The organism is Streptomyces sp. NPDC059895, from assembly GCF_042731035.1.
Taxonomy (GTDB): Bacteria; Actinomycetota; Actinomycetes; order Streptomycetales; family Streptomycetaceae; genus Streptomyces.
Map to the genome: position 1 here is coordinate 140,350 of NZ_JBHWKO010000015.1, position 17,186 is coordinate 157,535.

The window sequence follows — 17,186 nt, forward strand, 5'->3', positions numbered from 1 at the left end:
TTCCTGCCACTCTATCCGCTGATCCCGTACGGCTCCGGGTCTCGCCACCGGTCGAACGGCCGGTCAAGGACGTACCTGCCGTCGTCTCCGAGAACGAGCACGCGCATCTCGGCGTTCCCCGGGTTCGACAGCGACTCGAACTCGGCGACCGTCCAGTGGAACCAGCGCATGCAGAACAGGCGCATGGCGAGGCCATGGGTCACGATGAGGACGTTCGGCGGGTGGTCCGGGGCCTCGAAGCTGCGGAAGAGGCTCTCCAGGAAGCCGCCGACCCGGTCGTAGACGTCGGCGCCGCTCTCCCCCTGGGCGAAGCGGTAGAAGAAGTGCCCGTAGGCGTCCCGATAGGCCTTCTGCAGGCGGACGTCGTCGCGGTCCTGCCAGTTGCCCCAGTCCTGCTCACGCAGCCGGGGCTCCTCGCGCACCCGTATCAGGTCGGGGTCGAGATGGAACGCGCGGAGGGTTTCGTGTGTCCGCCGGTAGGGCGAGACGTAGACGCTGACCCGCTCGGAGCCGAACAGTTCCCGGAGGGTCTTTCCCGTCTCCTCCGCCTGTCGGCAGCCCCGCTCGGTCAGAGCCAGTGCGTGGTCCGGTTCACGCTCGTACACGGTGTCATCAACATTGCCCGTTGACTCCCCGTGCCGGACAAGGACGATGCGCCGTGGTCGTGCCATGCCGAAACACTAGATCGGGTGGCGGCCGATCGGGCAATCGAACGGCTCCTGTACGGCGTACGTCACACGGATCCCCCGCAGGAACGCCCGCTGGAACGCACAGACCGCGAGTCCGGGCTCACACCGTCCAGGTCGGTTCGAGTTGCACGATGTCACCGGTGAGGGAGGAGATGTCCGCCTCGATCTGGGCGCGCAGTGCGAGCCGCTCGACACGCTCGGTGCGGTACTTGCCGTGCTCGGCCTCCGAGCGCCACATCGACAGCACCAGGAACTCGTGGCCCGGAGCCTCCGCGAACAGGCCACGGATCATCCCCGGGGATCCGGCCATGGCGGGGTTCCACACCTTCTCCTGCATGAGCGTGAAGTGCTCGGCGCGCTCCTCGCGCACCCGGCACAGGGCGACCCGCAGCAGGTCGGAATCGGTGAAGCGCGGTTCGAAGCCCGTCTTCACGTCGAAGCGGTAGTCGAACAGTCGGACCTGGGCATCCTTGAAGGTGCCCGCCTGGGCGGCCGCGAGCCGGTCGTGGGAGCGCGCCATGAAGGAGTCGTAGAAGGCACGGCTCTCCCAGAAGGCGAAGACATGCGCGACGGAGGGCCGTGCCCTGCTCCAGCCCCCGCCCTGTCCCCGAAATCCCGGCTCCCCCAGAAGCCCCGCCCACTTCCGCTGCCCCCGCTCGAAACCGCGGCGGTCCACCACGGTGCAGCGAATCCACTTGACCAGCACCGCGCCATCGTACGGCCACCGGGCGTGGCGCCGGTGTCCTCGGGCACCGAGCAGTCCTGCGCGGGTGCACACGCGCGTGGCAGGATGGGCAACCGGCCCTGACGATCCGGCAGTTCGGGGCGACGGCAGACGGGGAACGGGGAGGGCAGTCCGGTGAACGGCCTCAACAAGGGGATCGGCAAGGTCGAGATAGCGCTGAAGTGGGACCCCAGTCCGGCGGGACAACCGCCCACCGATCTGGACCTGGTGGCCGCGACCTACCTGTCGGACGATCCGCAGGGCGCCCCCGCCTACGTGGTGCACTTCGACAGCCGCTCCCCGGACGGCACCGTCCATCTCAACCGGGACAGCAAGGACGGCAAGGGCTTCGGCTGGGACGAGATCATGGTGGTGGAGCTGAACCGGCTGGATGCCCGGTACGCGCGCGTGGTGGTCGGTGTCGTCATCCAGCAACAGCCCGCCCACCGGACCTTCGTCAGTGTGCTCAATCCCGCCGTCCGTATCCGTGAGGGATACACCGACCTGGCCGTGGACGACTTCGGCGGCGTCCTCGGCGCGACGGCGGCGACGGTCGCGGAGTTCAGGCGTGTCTCGGCCGACGGATGGGCGTTCGACTCCGGTGTCCGCGGTTTCGAGGACGACCCGGCGACGTTCACGCAGATCATGGGCCAACTGCGCCGGAACTGATCTGCGCCGCGGGAACCGGGCACGTACGCACCAGGGCGGTGGCGCCGGGTAACCGGCTCCACCGCCCTGGTCAGTAGGTCACGCCACGAAGGGCGCCCGGATCAGCTGCAGCCGCTGGTCGAGCCGCAGCCCTCGCAGATGTAGCAGGAACCGGCCCGCTGCATCTTCGTGCCGCAGGAGAAGCACAGCGGGGCGTCGGCCTGGATGCCCAGCTGCATCTCCACCAGCTCGGCGCTGGTGTGGGCCTGCTTCGGGGCGGGCGCGGCCGCCTCGACCTCCGCCTTCGGCGTGGCCACGGCCTTCAGGTCCGTCTGGCGCGGAGCCGACTGGGCCAGACCCTCGACGTCGACGTCCTCCTCGGCCGGCTCGTAGGAGCCGGTCTCCAGGTGCCGCTGGCGCTCCTCGGCGGAGTGGATGCCGAGCGCGGACCGCGTCTCGAAGGGCAGGAAGTCGAGCGCCAGGCGGCGGAAGATGTAGTCGACGATCGACTGGGCCATCCGCACGTCCGGGTCGTCCGTCATACCGGCCGGCTCGAAGCGCATGTTGGTGAACTTCGAGACGTACGTCTCCAGCGGCACTCCGTACTGAAGGCCGACGGAGACCGCGATGGAGAAGGCGTCCATCATGCCCGCGAGCGTGGAGCCCTGCTTCGACATCTTCAGGAATACCTCGCCGAGACCGTCGTCCGGGTAGGAGTTGGCGGTCATGTAGCCCTCGGCGCCGCCGACCGTGAAGGAGGTCGTGATGCCGGGGCGGCCCTTGGGGAGGCGCTTGCGGACCGGGCGGTACTCGACGACCTTCTCGACCGCGGTACGGATCGTCTCCTCGGCCTTCTCCGTGACCTCGGCCTTCTCCTTCTCCTTGGTCTTCGCGGAGAGCGGCTGGCCGACCTTGCAGTTGTCGCGGTAGATCGCGAGCGCCTTGACGCCCAGCTTCCAGGCCTCGTAGTAGATCTCCTCGACCTCCTCGACGGTCGCCGTCTCCGGCATGTTGACCGTCTTGGAGATGGCACCGGAGATCCACGGCTGGATCGCGGCCATCATGCGGACGTGGCCCATCGGGGAGATGGCGCGCTCGCCCATGGCGCAGTCGAACACCTCGTAGTGCTCCTGCTTGAGGCCGGGCGCGTCGATCACGTTGCCGTTCTCGGCGATGTGGGCGACGATCGCCTCGATCTGCTCCTCCTGGTAGCCCAGGCGGCGCAGGGCCTGCGGGACGGTGCCGTTGACGATCTGCATCGAGCCGCCGCCGACCAGCTTCTTGAACTTGACCAGGGCGAGGTCGGGCTCGACGCCGGTGGTGTCGCAGGACATCGCCAGGCCGATGGTGCCGGTCGGGGCGAGCACGGACGCCTGGGAGTTACGGAAACCGTTCTTCTCGCCGAGACGCAGCACGTCTTGCCAGGCCTCGGTGGCGGCGGCCCAGACCGGGGTGTCCAGGTCGTCCATGCGCCCGGCCGTGCCGTTGGCGTCGGAGTGCTGCTTCATGACGCGGTTGTGGGCGTCGGCGTTGCGGGCGTAGCCGTCGTACGGGCCGACGACCGCGGCCAGCTCGGCGGAGCGGCGGTAGGCCGTGCCCGTCATCAGGGAGGTGATGGCGCCGGCCAGGGCGCGGCCGCCGTCGGAGTCGTACGCGTGGCCCGTGGCCATGAGCAGGGCGCCGAGGTTGGCGTAGCCGATGCCGAGCTGGCGGAACGCGCGGGTGTTCTCGCCGATCTTCTGGGTCGGGAAGTCCGCGAAGCAGATGGAGATGTCCATCGCGGTGATGACGAGCTCGACGACCTTCTGGAAGCGCTCGGTCTCGAAGGACTGGTTGCCCTTGCTGTCGTCCTTCAGGAACTTCATCAGGTTCAGCGAGGCGAGGTTGCAGGACGTGTTGTCCAGGTGCATGTACTCGCTGCACGGGTTCGACGCGGTGATCCGGCCGGACTCGGGGCAGGTGTGCCAGTTGTTGATGGTGTCGTCGTACTGGATGCCGGGGTCGGCGCAGGCCCAGGCGGCTTCGGCGATCTTGCGGAAGAGGGACTTGGCGTCGACCTCCTCGATCACGTCACCGGTCATCCGCGCGCGCAGGCCGAAGTTGCCGCCCTGCTCGACGGCCTTCATGAACTCGTCGTTCACGCGGACCGAGTTGTTGGCGTTCTGGTACTGGACGGACGTGATGTCGTCGCCGCCCAGGTCCATGTCGAAGCCCGCGTCGCGCAGGACGCGGATCTTCTCCTCCTCCTTGACCTTGGTCTCGATGAAGTCCTCGATGTCGGGGTGGTCCACGTCGAGGACGACCATCTTGGCGGCGCGGCGGGTGGCACCGCCGGACTTGATGGTGCCGGCGGAGGCGTCGGCGCCGCGCATGAAGGAGACCGGGCCGGAGGCGTTGCCGCCGGAGGAGAGCAGTTCCTTGGAGGAACGGATGCGGGAGAGGTTCAGGCCGGCACCGGAGCCGCCCTTGAAGATCATGCCCTCTTCCTTGTACCAGTCGAGGATCGACTCCATGGAGTCGTCGACGGACAGGATGAAGCAGGCGGAGACCTGCTGGGGCTGCGGGGTGCCGACGTTGAACCAGACGGGGCTGTTGAAGCTGAAGATCTGGTGCAGGAGGGCGTAGGCGAGCTCGTGCTCGAAGATCTCGGCGTCGGCGGGCGAGGCGAAGTAGTGGTGGTCCTCTCCGGCCTTCCGGTAGGTCTTCACGATGCGGTCGATCAGCTGCTTGAGGCTGACCTCGCGCTGCGGGGTGCCCACGGCGCCCCGGAAGTACTTGCTGGTGACGATGTTGACCGCGTTCACCGACCAGAAGTCGGGGAACTCGACGCCACGCTGCTCGAAATTGACCGAGCCGTCGCGCCAGTTGGTCATGACGACGTCACGGCGCTCCCAGGCCACCTCGTCGTACGGGTGCACGCCGGGAGTGGTGTGGATGCGCTCGATACGCAGCCCCTTGGTGGCCTTGGTGCCCTTCGCTCGGGAACCTCGCGCCGGACCGCTCGCCGTCTCTGTCATGCCGCCTCCCTGTACAGGCAAAAACGCCCTGAAATGCCACGATGTTCCGTGGCACGGTGTTGTGTCTGGTACTGCGGGCAACCCACACGCTTTGCGCCCGCAGCAAGTCTTCTTCGCCGCCGCCCGGCCGGATCCGGGGGCCCTGGCCCCGTTCCGGCCCGCCGGTCAGTCGGCGGCGTGGGCGGGCTCGGGGACCTGTACGGTCCCTCCACGCCCGCCGTCGTCTTCTCGGCCTCCCGCGACAGCGCCTTCGGCGTCCTCGCGGTCGTCGTCGTCCGCGGCGGGGTGCCCCGTCTGCTCCCTGAGTTCCGCGATCGCGGCCTCGAAGTCCTCGAGCGAGTCGAACGCCCGGTAGACGGAGGCGAACCGCAGATAGGCGACGAGGTCGAGCTCCTGCAACGGTCCGAGTATGGCCAGCCCCACGTCGTGGGTGGTCAGCTCGGCGCTTCCGGTGGCGCGCACCGCCTCCTCGACCCGCTGGCCGAGCTGGGCGAGGGCGTCCTCGGTGACGGGCCGGCCCTGACATGCCTTGCGTACACCGTTGATCACCTTGGTGCGGCTGAAGGGCTCGGTGACCCCGGACCGCTTCACCACCATGAGCGAGCACGTCTCCACGGTCGTGAAGCGACGGGAGCAGTCAGGACACTGGCGGCGCCTGCGGATCGACGTGCCGTCGTCGGTCGTACGACTGTCGACGACGCGGCTGTCGGGGTGCCTGCAGAAGGGGCAGTGCATGGATTCCCAACCCTCCTCACAGCAGACTCATGCGCCTCACGGGGCCTCACGGGCCCCTCGAAGCAGCCCCAAGCATAGGCGATCCATGAGCATGCGATGACCCGGGGGACCACAACTTGTGGGCCGCTGCCGCCATCCAACCACTAGATATGGGGCTTGGCTCATTCGCCCAGGCTGTTTCGCGTGTCGCACCCACGACCCTCACGCACCGCTGTCCCAAGGTCACACCGGGCACACGGAAGCGGCGCTGACGCGCGCGTGCACAGGCGCCGCGACGCCGGACACACGGGGATACGGTGAGCACCACAAGGAGGACCGGTAGGACTCTCGCGCAGAGCCGGGCCCGGTTCCCGGACGAGGGGAGGGCGGATGGCAGACTGGGGCGACACCCCGCAAGGCCATCGGCCCCGGCGGGGAAGAGTACAACAGTGAGCTCCCCCGTCCGCCGGCCAGCGCGTTAGCCATACACCCAGACACATGATCAAGTCAGGCAATACACGCTTTTTCACTCGAACGTGTGTTTGGCGCAACCTTTCGAAAGCAACTACCGTTGTCCAGCAGGGAGACCATCGAGAGGGGCCGACGTGACCACCACCGCAGACAGTGCCACCATCACCGCCCAGGACCGCTCCCAGGGCCGACTCGAGCCGGTGCATGCGATGAACGAAGCCACGAATCCCGAGGGGCACAAGCGCTCCCTGCCGGGCCGACCTCCAGGCATCCGAGCGGACAGCTCGGGGCTCACGGATCGGCAGCGGCGGGTGATCGAGGTCATTCGGGACTCCGTGCAGCGGCGCGGTTACCCGCCGTCCATGCGGGAGATCGGCCAGGCGGTCGGCCTGTCCAGCACCTCCTCGGTCGCGCATCAGCTGATGGCGCTGGAGCGGAAGGGCTTCCTCCGCCGGGACCCGCACCGCCCGCGCGCGTACGAGGTACGGGGCTCCGACCAGGCGGCCGCCGTGCAGCCCACGGACACCGCCGGAAAGCCCGCCGCGTCGTACGTCCCGCTGGTCGGCCGGATCGCCGCCGGTGGCCCCATCCTCGCCGAGGAGTCGGTCGAGGACGTGTTCCCGCTGCCCCGGCAGCTGGTCGGTGACGGTGAGCTGTTCGTGCTGAAGGTCGTGGGCGACTCGATGATCGAGGCCGCGATCTGTGACGGCGACTGGGTGACCGTCCGCCGCCAGCCGGTCGCGGAGAACGGCGACATCGTGGCCGCGATGCTCGACGGCGAGGCCACCGTCAAGCGTTTCAAGCGCGAGGACGGCCATGTGTGGCTGCTCCCGCACAACGCGGCGTACGAGCCGATCCCCGGCGACGACGCGACCATCCTCGGCAAGGTGGTGGCCGTTCTGCGCCGGGTCTGACACCGGCGGCGGACGGGCCTTCTCGACCCGCCCCCCTGACTGGGCCCCGGGATCCCTGCGCCGGTTCCGGGGCCCTGTGCTGCGCCCGGCCCGGCCGGAGGCCATGACTCACCGGCCCCTGCCAGGGCTGCCCCAGTCCGTCCCGGGTCCGTCCGACCAGCCCCCGGCCTGCCCGCACCGGCGCGTCCCACCTGGACAGGGCTTGCCCGACCGGCCTACGTCCGGCATGCCTGATCGACCCCATGCGGCTTGCCCGGCCGGCCTGGCCCGACCCGCCCGACCGATCTGGATCCGGCCCGTCCGATCGGCCCCTGCACGGTCCCCCTCCGCCACTGCGGGTAGGTCTGCCCTCGCAGCCGGGGACAGACCCTCCCTCACCGCGCCGCCGTCGCTGCCTCCGCTTCTGCTTCCGCCTTCCTGGCCACCGCGTCGATCGCCGCCAGCGACTTCCGGACCTGGTTGCGGTCCGTGGTGTACCAGAAGTCCGGCATGGACGCCTTCAGGTAGCTGCCGTAGCGGGCTGTCGCGAGGCGCTGGTCCAGTACGGCGACGACACCGCGGTCGCCCGACGCGCGCACGAGCCGGCCCGCGCCCTGCGCCATCAGCAACGCGGCGTGTGTGGCGGCGACTGCCATGAAGCCGTTGCCGCCCGCGTCCTCCGCCGCCTTCTGGCGGGCACTCATCAGCGGATCGTCCGGGCGCGGGAACGGAATCTTGTCCATGACCACCAGCTGACAGCTCGGTCCTGGTACGTCGACGCCCTGCCAGAGCGACAGCGTGCCGAAGAGGCAGGTCATCGGGTCCGCGGCGAAGTTCTTGATCAACTCACCGAGGGTTTCCTCACCTTGCAGCAGGACCGGGAACTCGGGGATGCGTGTGCGCAGCTCCTCGGCGGCGAGCTGGGCGGCCCGCATGGAGGAGAAGAGGCCGAGGGTGCGGCCGCCGGCCGCCTGGATCAGTTCCGTCAGCTCGTCCAGCATGTCCGCCCGGTCACCGTCGCGCGCGGGGCGGGACAGATGCTTGGCGACGTACAGAATGCCCTGTTTGCGATAGTCGAAGGGCGAGCCGACGTCGATGCCCTTCCACTGGGGGACGTCCTCGCCCTGGGTGCCCTCCGGGGCGAGACCCAGTGAGGCACCCACGCCGTTGAAGTCACCGCCCAGTTTCAGGGTCGCCGAGGCCAGTACCACGGAGCGGTCCGTGAAGAGCTTCTCCCTCAGCAGACCGGACACGTTGAGGGGGGCGACACGCAGGGAGGCGCCGAAGCGGTCGTGGCGTTCGTACCAGACGACGTCGTACTCGGAGCCGTTCACGATGCGCTCCGCCACGTCGTGCACCGTCTCCACGGAGGCGAGTGCCTGCTTGCGGATCGCGTCCTCGTCCTGGACGGACTTGTCGCGGGTCGCGCCGATCGCGGAGATGACGGTGCGTGCGGCGTCGCGCAGCGCCATGAGGGCGTATCCGAGGTCTTCGGGGATCTCCTCCAGGCGGCCGGGCAGTGCCAGCTCCATCAGCCGTTCGAAGCCCTCGGCGGCGGTCTGGAGCTGGTCGGCGGCCTTCTCGTTGACCAGCTTCGCCGCGCGGCGTACCGCGCGGTTGACCTGGCCGGGGGTGAGCTCGCCGGTGGCGACTCCGGTGACCCGCGAGACCAGTTCATGCGCCTCGTCGACGATGAGTACCTCGTGCTGCGGGAGGACCGGGGCGCCCTCGATGGCGTCGATGGCGAGGAGGGCGTGGTTGGTGACGACGACCTCGGACAGCTTGGCGCGCTCGCGGGCCATCTCCGCGAAGCACTCCGCGCCGTACGCGCACTTCGAGGCGCCCAGGCACTCCCGGGAGGAGACCGACACCTGACTCCAGGCGCGGTCGGACACGCCGGGGGTCAGGTCGTCGCGGTCACCGTCCTCCGTCTCGTCGGCCCAGTCGCGCAGCCGCAGCAGGTCCTGTCCGAGCTTGCTGGTGGGTGCGGCTGCCTCGAACTGGTCGAAGAGGCCCTCTTCCTCGTCCTGCGGCATGCCTTCGTGCAGACGGTGCAGGCAGAGGTAGTTCGAACGGCCCTTGAGCATGGCGAACTCCGGGCGGCGGCGCAGCAGCGGATGCAGCGCGTCGACCGTGCGCGGCAGGTCGCGCTCCACGAGCTGACGCTGGAGGGCCAGGGTGGCGGTCGCCACGACGACTCTCTCGCCGTGGGCGAGCGCGGGCACGAGGTACCCCAGCGACTTACCGGTGCCGGTGCCGGCTTGGACCAGCAGATGGGAGCCGTCGTCGATGGCCTCTGCGACGGCTTCGGCCATGGCCACCTGGCCGGGGCGCTCCGTACCGCCGACTGCGGCGACGGCGGCATGGAGGAGTTCGGGGAGTGAGGGCTTCGTCATAGCGCGACCACCCTACGGCCCGGCACTGACAAACGGGTGGCCTTGCAGGTGGACGGTGGCGAGAACGGAGACGTGATCACGGTTCGGACGCTTCTCGGGTCGGTGGTGGGCCGGGCGGACGGAAGGGACCAAAGGGGCCGATGGAGGGTGACGGGATCCAAGGAGCCGATGGGCTGGAGAGATCGAAAGGGGGCGGGTGCGGAAAAAAGTTCGGACGGCGGGGAACCGGCCCGCAGGCCGGTCCGTTCCATGTGTGACGACTCGATTGCGAAGAGTCACGACAGGAAAGGTGGTGGGTTCCGGTCTCGGAGCATGAGGGCCGCTCGCTTTGCGGGCAGGTCGACCTCGGCGGAGAGCCGGAAGCCGGCGTTGAGGAAGGCGGCTACGGAAGCGATGTTGCGAAGGTCGGGTTCAGCGATGACGCGTGCGCAGGCGGGTCTGCCGCCGAATACGAGGTCGGCGACGGCCCTGATCAGAACGCCACCGAGTCCGCGGCCACGATCGGCGCCGCCGCCGATGAGGAGGTGGATGCCGGTGTCGTGAGGCAGGGCCGGATAGTGACGGGCCACCGGATCGAGGTCTGCCCGGTAGATCTCCCAGTAGCTCATCGGCGTGCCCTCCAGCAGGCCGATGCAGGGGACACTGTGGCCGTCGCCATCCACCTGGCGACGCAGATGTTCCTCGGTCACGGACGCCGGGCCGGCCAATTCCCAGAACGCGGCGACAGCGGGGTCGTTCATCCAGCCGGCGATGCGGAGCAGGTCCCTGTCGATCCGCACCGGCACCAGGTGGAAGGCGCCGGCCGCAGTGGTGACCGGATCCTCGCCGTCGAGGCGGTCCAGCAGGTCGTCGGCGGACGGATGCCCGGTCCGCGTGTCCTCGACGGTTGTGGGGGCCATGGTGAGGCTCCTCTCTGAAGGCAGGAGGGGGCTGGGCCGGGTGGAGGGAAAGAGGAAGGGGGCTGGCGCCTCGGGGCGGTGGAAGCGGTGGTCAGGCGGTGAACGTGCGTCAGGAGTGCAGGGGGTTGGCGATGGAGACGTACACGGACTGGGTGTCGACCGGGCCGACGAGTTCGTCGAGGCCGTGGAGGCGGGTCAGCAGATTGGCCTTGCACCGCAGGACGGGTGAGTCGAGCAGACGGGTGGGCAGTGGACTGCGCGTCCGGTCGCGGCCGTGGGCCGCGTCGGTGAGGAACCGGCGGAAGGCGGCGAGCAGCACACGCTCGTCGGCGAGTCGCTGGGAGCCGAACGCGCCGATGAGCCCGAGAACGTTGTTGATCCCGAGGTAGTAGGCGAAGCGCTCGTCGGTGACCTCGTCGGAGACGAAGGTGTCGCTGCGTTCGCCGATGCCCGGCAGTCGGGCGTCGAGTTCCGCGTGACGGGACGTGCGGAAGTAGTAGCCCTGGTTGTCGCGGTAGCGGCCTCCACCGGGCCAGCCGTCCGGATCCAGCAGAAGAAGCGTGTTCTGCTGGTGTGCTTCGAGGGCGACGCCCGCCTCGCCGTCGAGCCACAGCACCGGGCGGACGACCTGTTCCAGATAGCGCAGGAACCACTCGGTGGCCACGGCCCCGAGCGGACGTCCCGTCCTCCGGGCGAGGCACGTGACGAGCATGGCGAGACGGGACGGCAGACGGGGAGCCGGGTCCTGGACCGACAGGTCCGCTTGGGCGGAGGGCTGCTCCGGTCCGGCGTTCCGCTGTGCGTGCGGGCGGGGTGTGACGAGGGCCGCGACGCAGGTGACGTCGTCGGACGGGCTGAACGGGTTGTGCCGGATGACGACGTCGAGCCCGGTCACCGGAAGGCCGTCCGGTCCGTCGACCCCGAGCCAGGCCGGGTCGCGGACGATGTCGAAGCGCGGATGGGCCGCCTGCCAGTGCCGGGACAGGCCGGTGCGCAGCAGGCGGTGCACTTCGACACCACGGTGGAGTTCCTTGCGGAGGTTCTCACGACGGGAGTTGGTGATGCGCAGCCCCAGCGACAGCTTGAGCATCGCCGGGGCGCAGGAACGGTAGACGGTTCGGACGGAGGAGGTGGGATGCCACGGGAGGCCGTGCGCACCGAGGTCCCGGAGCAGTCCGGCGTCGAGCAGGGCCGCGACCTCGGGACGGTGGCGGGCTTCGCGCATCTGCCACGGATGCAGCGGCAGGGCCGCGTGGCCGTCGGGCAGCGGCAGCCCGGCACCGGCGAGGAGGCACGTCAGCCGGTCCGCGGGAATGCGGCGGCCGCGCTCGGTCCAGGCGGAGTCGGAGGCGATCACGGACGGGGCGACGGCCAGCCAGTGCACGGGGAAGGAGCCACCCACCTCGGGTGAGTACAACACCGCTTCGGCGTCGGAGAGGCCTTCGCGGCTCTTGGGGGTCGGGTGGTGGGGATGCCCGAGCGTCAGCGCCTGTTCGGCGGAGAGGAACAGGTCGGGCCGGTCGGCCGGGCGTTCCCGGTGGGCGCTGATGAACGTCGCGGTGCGGCGGACGGAGTCGGCGACGCGGGCGACCAGGTCTGCGCCGTCGAGGGCGTCGTGCGCGGTCGGCGTGGGACGGGGGGCCGGGATGTCGGAGGAGGGTGTGCCCTGGTGAGAGCCGGCGTGCAGCCCTCGGCCGACGGCTCGCTCGGCAGGTTCCGCGTCTGCGGTGCGCGTTCGGAGCGCTTCGCGCGCCAGCAGGGCGGCGACCGTGACCGCGTCCACGGGTGGGCTGTGCTCAGGGGCGGCCGCCAGGCGCGGGAGGCCGAAGCGGTGCCAGCCGGTCGGGGACCAGTGGTGGACGGGGGTGAGCAGCGCGGTGCCGGTGGCGGACAGCGGAATGCGCAGGAGGCCGTCGTCGGGGGCGGTGAGGCCGCTCTCGCGGACCCAGCAGCGCAGCAGGTTCTCCACAGCGGCCGCCTGGGCCGCCGTGGACGGATCGGGGTCGGTCAGGAGATCGGTGGCACCCAGGGGAGCGGTGTCGGCGGTGCCCTGCGGTTCGGCGTGCTCGGTGCGGTGCCCGTGGGGAGCGCGATCGGTGTCCCCCTGTTGGCGGGGGACGGAGAGTGCGGGAGCGGAGAACGATGACGGAACGGAGGAGGTCGAGCATGCGGGGGAAGGGGCAGTTGTCCGGGGTGCGGAACCGGCGGACTGGGGGGATGTGGTCAAGGTCGTTCCTCGTCGGGTGGGGGCGGCTCGGTCGGCGACGAAGCGAGGGGCGAGGGTGCGTGTGTTCGTCGGAAGACGTCGGGGTGCGCGTCGAGGCCGAGAGGTGGGTTCTCGGCGGAAGGGGCCTGGAGTGGCCGGCCCGAGGTGACGGGGGTGGCCGCGGGTGGTCGGCGTGGTTGCTCCGTCACGGGTTGCGGGAGCGTCGTGGTGCGCGGTCCGTCGGTGGGCTCGGCCTTCGCGGGAGGTCTGTGCGGGAGTCGGCCGGGTCAACTGTCGCCTTCGGCGCTTGCGGCCCCTGGCAGCGGGGGTGGACCGGTCGGCTGTTGCGGTGGGCCGGGTCGGTGATGGCGGGCGTGGCCCGTGCGGCCGGCGTGGCCGAGTCGGTCGGCGTGGCCAGGGAGACCGGCCTGGTACGGCCGGCCGGTGTGGGCACGGGCCACCGCGTCCATGACGTCCGCCAGCCGGTCGAGTACGGCGGCCGCCTGCTCGTCGGTGATCGTCAGGGGCGGCAGCAGGCGGACGACACTTCCGTGGCGCCCGCCGAGTTCGACGATCAGACCGCGCCGCAGGCACTCCTGTTGGACGGCCACGGCCAGGCCGGGAGCGGCGGGGTGAGGGCTACGGGCGGCTTCCGCCGCGGTGTTCGCCGCATCGGCCGGCGGGTGCGGTGTGGACGGGACGGCTCCGGCCGGGCCGCTAGCCCGGACACACGCGCCCTCGGGGTCCACCATCTCGATGCCGATCATCAGCCCCCGCCCTCGCACGTCGCCCATGCACGGGACGTGCCCGGCGAGTTGCCGGAGCTGGGCGAGCATGCGGGCGCCCAGGTGGGCGGCGCGGTCGGCGAGGCCGTTGACACGGACGTAGGCGAGGGTCGCCGTTCCGGCGGCCATGGCGAGCTGGTTGCCGCGGAACGTGCCCGTGTGGGCGCCGGGTTCCCAGACGTCGAGGCTGTCTCGGTAGACGATGACGGCCAAGGGGAGGCTGCCGCCGATCGCCTTGGAGAGGACCATGACATCGGGGGTGACCCCGCTGTGCTCCACCGCCCAGAAGGCGCCGGTCCGGCCGACGCCCGTCTGGACCTCGTCGGCGATCAGAGGGACGGACCGGTCGGCCGTGATCTGCCGCATGCGCCGCATCCAGGCGTCCGGTGCGGGAATCACCCCGCCCTCGCCCTGGACGGGCTCGAGGATCATCCCGGCGGGCGTTCGCACGCCGGACTTGGGATCGTCCAGTACGGACTCCGTCCAGCGGGCGGCGAGTTCGGCGCCCCGCTCGCCGCCGACACCGAACGGGCAGCGGTAGTCCTGCGGATAGGGCAGGCGCGTCACCCGTACGTCGAAGGCACCACCGGAAGCTTCGAGGGAGCCGGCGGTCATGCCGTGGTAGGCGCCGGTGAACGCCAGGACTCCCGTCCTGCCGGTGGCGGCCCGCACCAGCTTCAGCGCGGCCTCCACCGCGTCCGTGCCGGCCGGTCCGCAGAACTGCACGCGCGCACGTTCGGCGAGCCCGGGCGGCAGACTGCGGAACAGCTCGGTGGTGAAGGCGTCCTTGACGGGGGTGGCCAGGTCGAGGACGTGCAGGGGTGCGCCGGAGTCCAGGACCTTGCGGATGGCCTCCAGCACGACGGGGTGGTTGTGGCCGAGCGCCAGGGTGCCGGCGCCCGAAAGGCAGTCGAGGTAGCGGCGGCCGTCAGCGCCCTCGATGGTCAGCCCGCGCGCCCGCACCGGCACGATCGGCAGGGAGCGCGCGTAGGTGCGCGCCGCCGACTCACGCAGGGACTGCCGCCGCAGGATCCCCTCATGGGCCGGGCGCCCACCTGCCGACGCCCCCTCACCGGGAGCGCCCTCACCGACGGCACGCCGCGCCTCGGGCACCCTGCCGACGGGGGGTTCGGGAATGGAAGTCCCGACAGCCGCGGTCCCGTCTGCAAAAGCCCCGACGGCCGCGGTCCCGTCTGCAAAAGCCCCGACGGCCGCGGTCCCGTCCGCAAAAGCCCCAACGGCCGCGGTCCCGTCCGCAAAAGCCCCAACGGCCGGGGTCCCGTCCGCGGAGAGCCCGTCCGCGGACGCCCCGCCTCCCGGAGCCCTGACGGCCGGAGCCCCGAGAACTGGAGCCCCGGCGGCCGGGGCCTCAGCGCCGGAGGACCCGCCGACGACGGTCGCGTCGTCGGAGATCCCAGCGCAGGAGAACCCGGCGACGGAAGTGCCCGCGGCGGAAGCCCCCGCGGCGGACGTCGCAGTCGTGGACGTTGCCACGCCGGGTCCCCCGGCCGGGGCTGTCCTCACGGTGACGCCTGCGTCGACGCCGGAGCACCTCGAGGGCGCCTCCCCCGGTACAGGCTCGGTCACGGCCACGGCTCCTGTCCTCCCGCTGTGCAGAGGCGAGTCGGTGCGTGGCGGAACCCCGGGGACCGGCGTCGAGTCGTCGGCCCCGGAGAGACGGCGTCCCTCGCACTCTCGGTGAAGTTCCGCACGCGGGGCCGCACTCAGGCGGCAGGCCCCACGGCTACCAACCTCGGTGCGTCCAGCGGGTTACGGGTTGCGTCGAGACTCGTGCGGTGACGCCGTCGAGGTGGTGAGGGCGCCACCCGGCATGCCGCCTCGCCCCGTGGCTCAACCACGATCAGGACTTCCTGCCGCCCTCTCACCACACCCCCCGCCCCCGCCGTCCCTTGCCCTTGCGGCCTTGCCCTCACCCTCGCCCCCTCGCACCCTCACCCCAGAGGCGATGTCGTGCATTTTATTGACCGTGGCACAAGAATCGCCCTACATTCCCTGGGCGCTCACACCGGTCAGCAGCACACTCCACCTCCCGTGCCCAAGCCTCACGCCCCCCCACGACAGGAGTCGCCTCATGCGTGTTCGTCCTGCACTCGCCCTCGCCGCCTCGGCCACCGTCCTGATCACATCGCTCCTGTCGGCCCCGGCCGCGCAGGCGGAAACTGCGGTGGCCCGCCTCACCGGCACCCTGGCCGACGATGCCACCTGGATCGCCGACGTTCCCGCCGACTGGAACGGCACGCTGGTCCTGTACAGCCACGGCTTCGGCTCGCTGGTCGCGCAGAACGCCCCGTCCGAAGCCGTGCGCGCGGAGCTGCTCTCCGAGGGCTACGCGCTGGCCGGCTCCTCCTACGACCCCAACGGCTCGAAGTGGGCGCTGGCCAGTGCGGAACGCGATCAGTTCGCCACGCTGGACGCGGTCACGGCGAAGATCGGGGAGCCCGAGCGCACCCTCACCATCGGGCAGTCCATGGGAGGACTCGTCAACGCCCAGCTCGCGCGGGACGGCGCCGGCCGGATCGACGGCGCGCTGGGGCTCTGCGGGCTGGTGGCGGGCGGTACCGACCTGGACAACTACCAGCTCGACGCCGAGTACACGCTCGCGCGGCTGCTGCTGCCCGGCGAGCAGGTCGAGCTGGTGGGCTTCGGCTCGGCCGCCGAGGCGGCCGACACCGCCCGTATGCTCACCGACGCCGTGACAGCGGCGCAGGCCACCCCCCAGGGCCGGGCCCGCATCGCGCTGGCCGCGGCCTTCCTCAACCTCCCGGCCTGGGCCCCCGACCGGGACCGGCCCGCGGCGGACGACTGGGCGGGCCAGGAGGAACAGCAGTACGCGTGGTTCGCGAGCGGTGTCCTGTCGTTCATTGAAGGAGGGCGGTACGCGGTCGAGCAGTCGGTCGGAGGCAACAACTCGTGGAACCGGGGCGTCGACTACGCGCGCCTGCTGGCCGGTTCCGTGCACGCGCCGCAGGTGCGCGCCCTGTACCGGAGCGCCGGGCTGGATCTGGGCGCCGACCTGAAGGCGCTGACGGACGGTGCGGACATCACCGCGGATCCGGCCGCGGTGCGCACCGCCGAGCGCACCTCGTCGGCGGGTCAGGGGCTGGCCGTGCCGCTGCTGAACGTCCACACCACGGCCGACGCACTCGTCCCGGTGGAGCAGGAGCGCCGGTTCGGCGACCGGGTGCGCTCGGCGGGTGACGGCGCCTTGCTGCGCCAGGCGTACGTCGAGCGGCAGGGGCACTGCACCTTCACCGCCGCGGAGACGGTGGCCGCCCTGCGCGCCCTGGAACACCGCGTCACCACCGGGCGCTGGGACGGCGCCGCCACCCCGGCGGCGCTCCAGCGGTCGGCCACCGCACTCGGTCTGGGCGAGGCGGCCTACATCACCTACCGGCCGGCGCCCCTGACGGTCGGCCGCGACCGTCAGGGCGGTGGTAGCTGACGGCATTTCGGCGGTGGAGGCACGCCGGGGCGCGTCCTCACCCTCGCCCCACCGTCGTCGGCAGCAACGGGAACCGCCCCTGCCCACAGGGACGATGAGCAGGTCAGGCGGCTTGTAGCCGAACCGTTGCCGTTCCGGCGGAAGTCCCCCGCGGCGAACGCATATCGTGTGATGCCGTTCCACGGGGCCGTGAGACTCATGTGAACCGGGCGTGAGAGCGCCATGAGTTCCACGCCGGGAACGGCCACCGCTCCGAGTTCGTCCACAGCAGGGGGAGTCAG

10 protein-coding genes and 1 pseudogene are annotated in these 17,186 nt (G+C 70.8%); 3 read left to right on the plus strand and 8 right to left on the minus strand.

The window, feature by feature from the left end; all coding sequences use genetic code 11:
• Window positions 1-11: 11 nt before the first annotated feature.
• Window positions 12-671: a histidine phosphatase family protein gene (locus tag ACFV9M_RS19575; RefSeq protein WP_385064657.1), complete on the minus strand. Its 660-nt coding sequence runs from the start codon at window positions 669-671 to the stop codon at window positions 12-14.
• A gap of 118 nt (window positions 672-789) precedes the next feature.
• A complete protein-coding gene (locus ACFV9M_RS19580) occupies window positions 790-1,395 on the minus strand; it encodes a YdbC family protein (RefSeq protein ID WP_385064654.1) in 606 nt (201 codons plus the stop codon).
• Between the two features lie 153 nt (window positions 1,396-1,548).
• Here ACFV9M_RS19580 and ACFV9M_RS19585 point away from each other — a divergent pair, with 153 nt between their 5' ends.
• Window positions 1,549-2,082, plus strand: coding sequence for a TerD family protein (locus tag ACFV9M_RS19585; protein ID WP_385064651.1), 534 nt, complete (start codon window positions 1,549-1,551; stop codon window positions 2,080-2,082).
• 101 nt (window positions 2,083-2,183) lie between these two features.
• On the opposite strand, the gene ACFV9M_RS19590 is transcribed toward ACFV9M_RS19585, so the two are convergent.
• Both ACFV9M_RS19590 and nrdR read right to left on the minus strand, forming a co-directional pair.
• A complete protein-coding gene (locus tag ACFV9M_RS19590) occupies window positions 2,184-5,078 on the minus strand; it encodes a vitamin B12-dependent ribonucleotide reductase (protein WP_385064647.1) in 2,895 nt (964 codons plus the stop codon).
• 165 nt (window positions 5,079-5,243) lie between these two features.
• Window positions 5,244-5,813, minus strand: coding sequence for a transcriptional regulator NrdR (nrdR, locus tag ACFV9M_RS19595; protein WP_385064644.1), 570 nt, complete (start codon window positions 5,811-5,813; stop codon window positions 5,244-5,246).
• 584 nt (window positions 5,814-6,397) lie between these two features.
• Between nrdR and lexA the strand changes: the two genes are divergently transcribed.
• Window positions 6,398-7,177, plus strand: coding sequence for a transcriptional repressor LexA (gene lexA, locus ACFV9M_RS19600; protein WP_365458901.1), 780 nt, complete (start codon window positions 6,398-6,400; stop codon window positions 7,175-7,177).
• Between the two features lie 374 nt (window positions 7,178-7,551).
• On the opposite strand, the gene ACFV9M_RS19605 is transcribed toward lexA, so the two are convergent.
• The 4 genes and pseudogenes from ACFV9M_RS19605 to ACFV9M_RS19620 form a co-directional block, all read right to left on the minus strand.
• Window positions 7,552-9,552 (minus strand): ATP-dependent DNA helicase, encoded by a 2,001-nt coding sequence (locus tag ACFV9M_RS19605; protein WP_385064641.1) that lies wholly within the window; start codon window positions 9,550-9,552, stop codon window positions 7,552-7,554.
• 275 nt (window positions 9,553-9,827) lie between these two features.
• A pseudogene (locus tag ACFV9M_RS19610) lies at window positions 9,828-10,406 on the minus strand (GNAT family N-acetyltransferase); the annotation flags it as partial.
• A gap of 154 nt (window positions 10,407-10,560) precedes the next feature.
• On the minus strand, window positions 10,561-12,678 hold the full coding sequence (locus tag ACFV9M_RS19615; RefSeq protein ID WP_385064638.1) for an IucA/IucC family protein: 2,118 nt from the start codon (window positions 12,676-12,678) through the stop codon (window positions 10,561-10,563).
• Between the two features lie 266 nt (window positions 12,679-12,944).
• The gene (locus ACFV9M_RS19620) at window positions 12,945-14,555 is read right to left on the minus strand and encodes a diaminobutyrate--2-oxoglutarate transaminase family protein (protein ID WP_385064636.1); all 1,611 of its coding nucleotides are present in this window, start codon (window positions 14,553-14,555) and stop codon (window positions 12,945-12,947) included.
• A 979-nt stretch (window positions 14,556-15,534) separates the two neighbouring features.
• Here ACFV9M_RS19620 and ACFV9M_RS19625 point away from each other — a divergent pair.
• Window positions 15,535-16,905, plus strand: a complete 1,371-nt coding sequence (locus ACFV9M_RS19625; protein WP_385064634.1) for an alpha/beta hydrolase — start codon at window positions 15,535-15,537, stop codon at window positions 16,903-16,905.
• The last annotated feature ends 281 nt before the right edge of the window (window positions 16,906-17,186 follow it).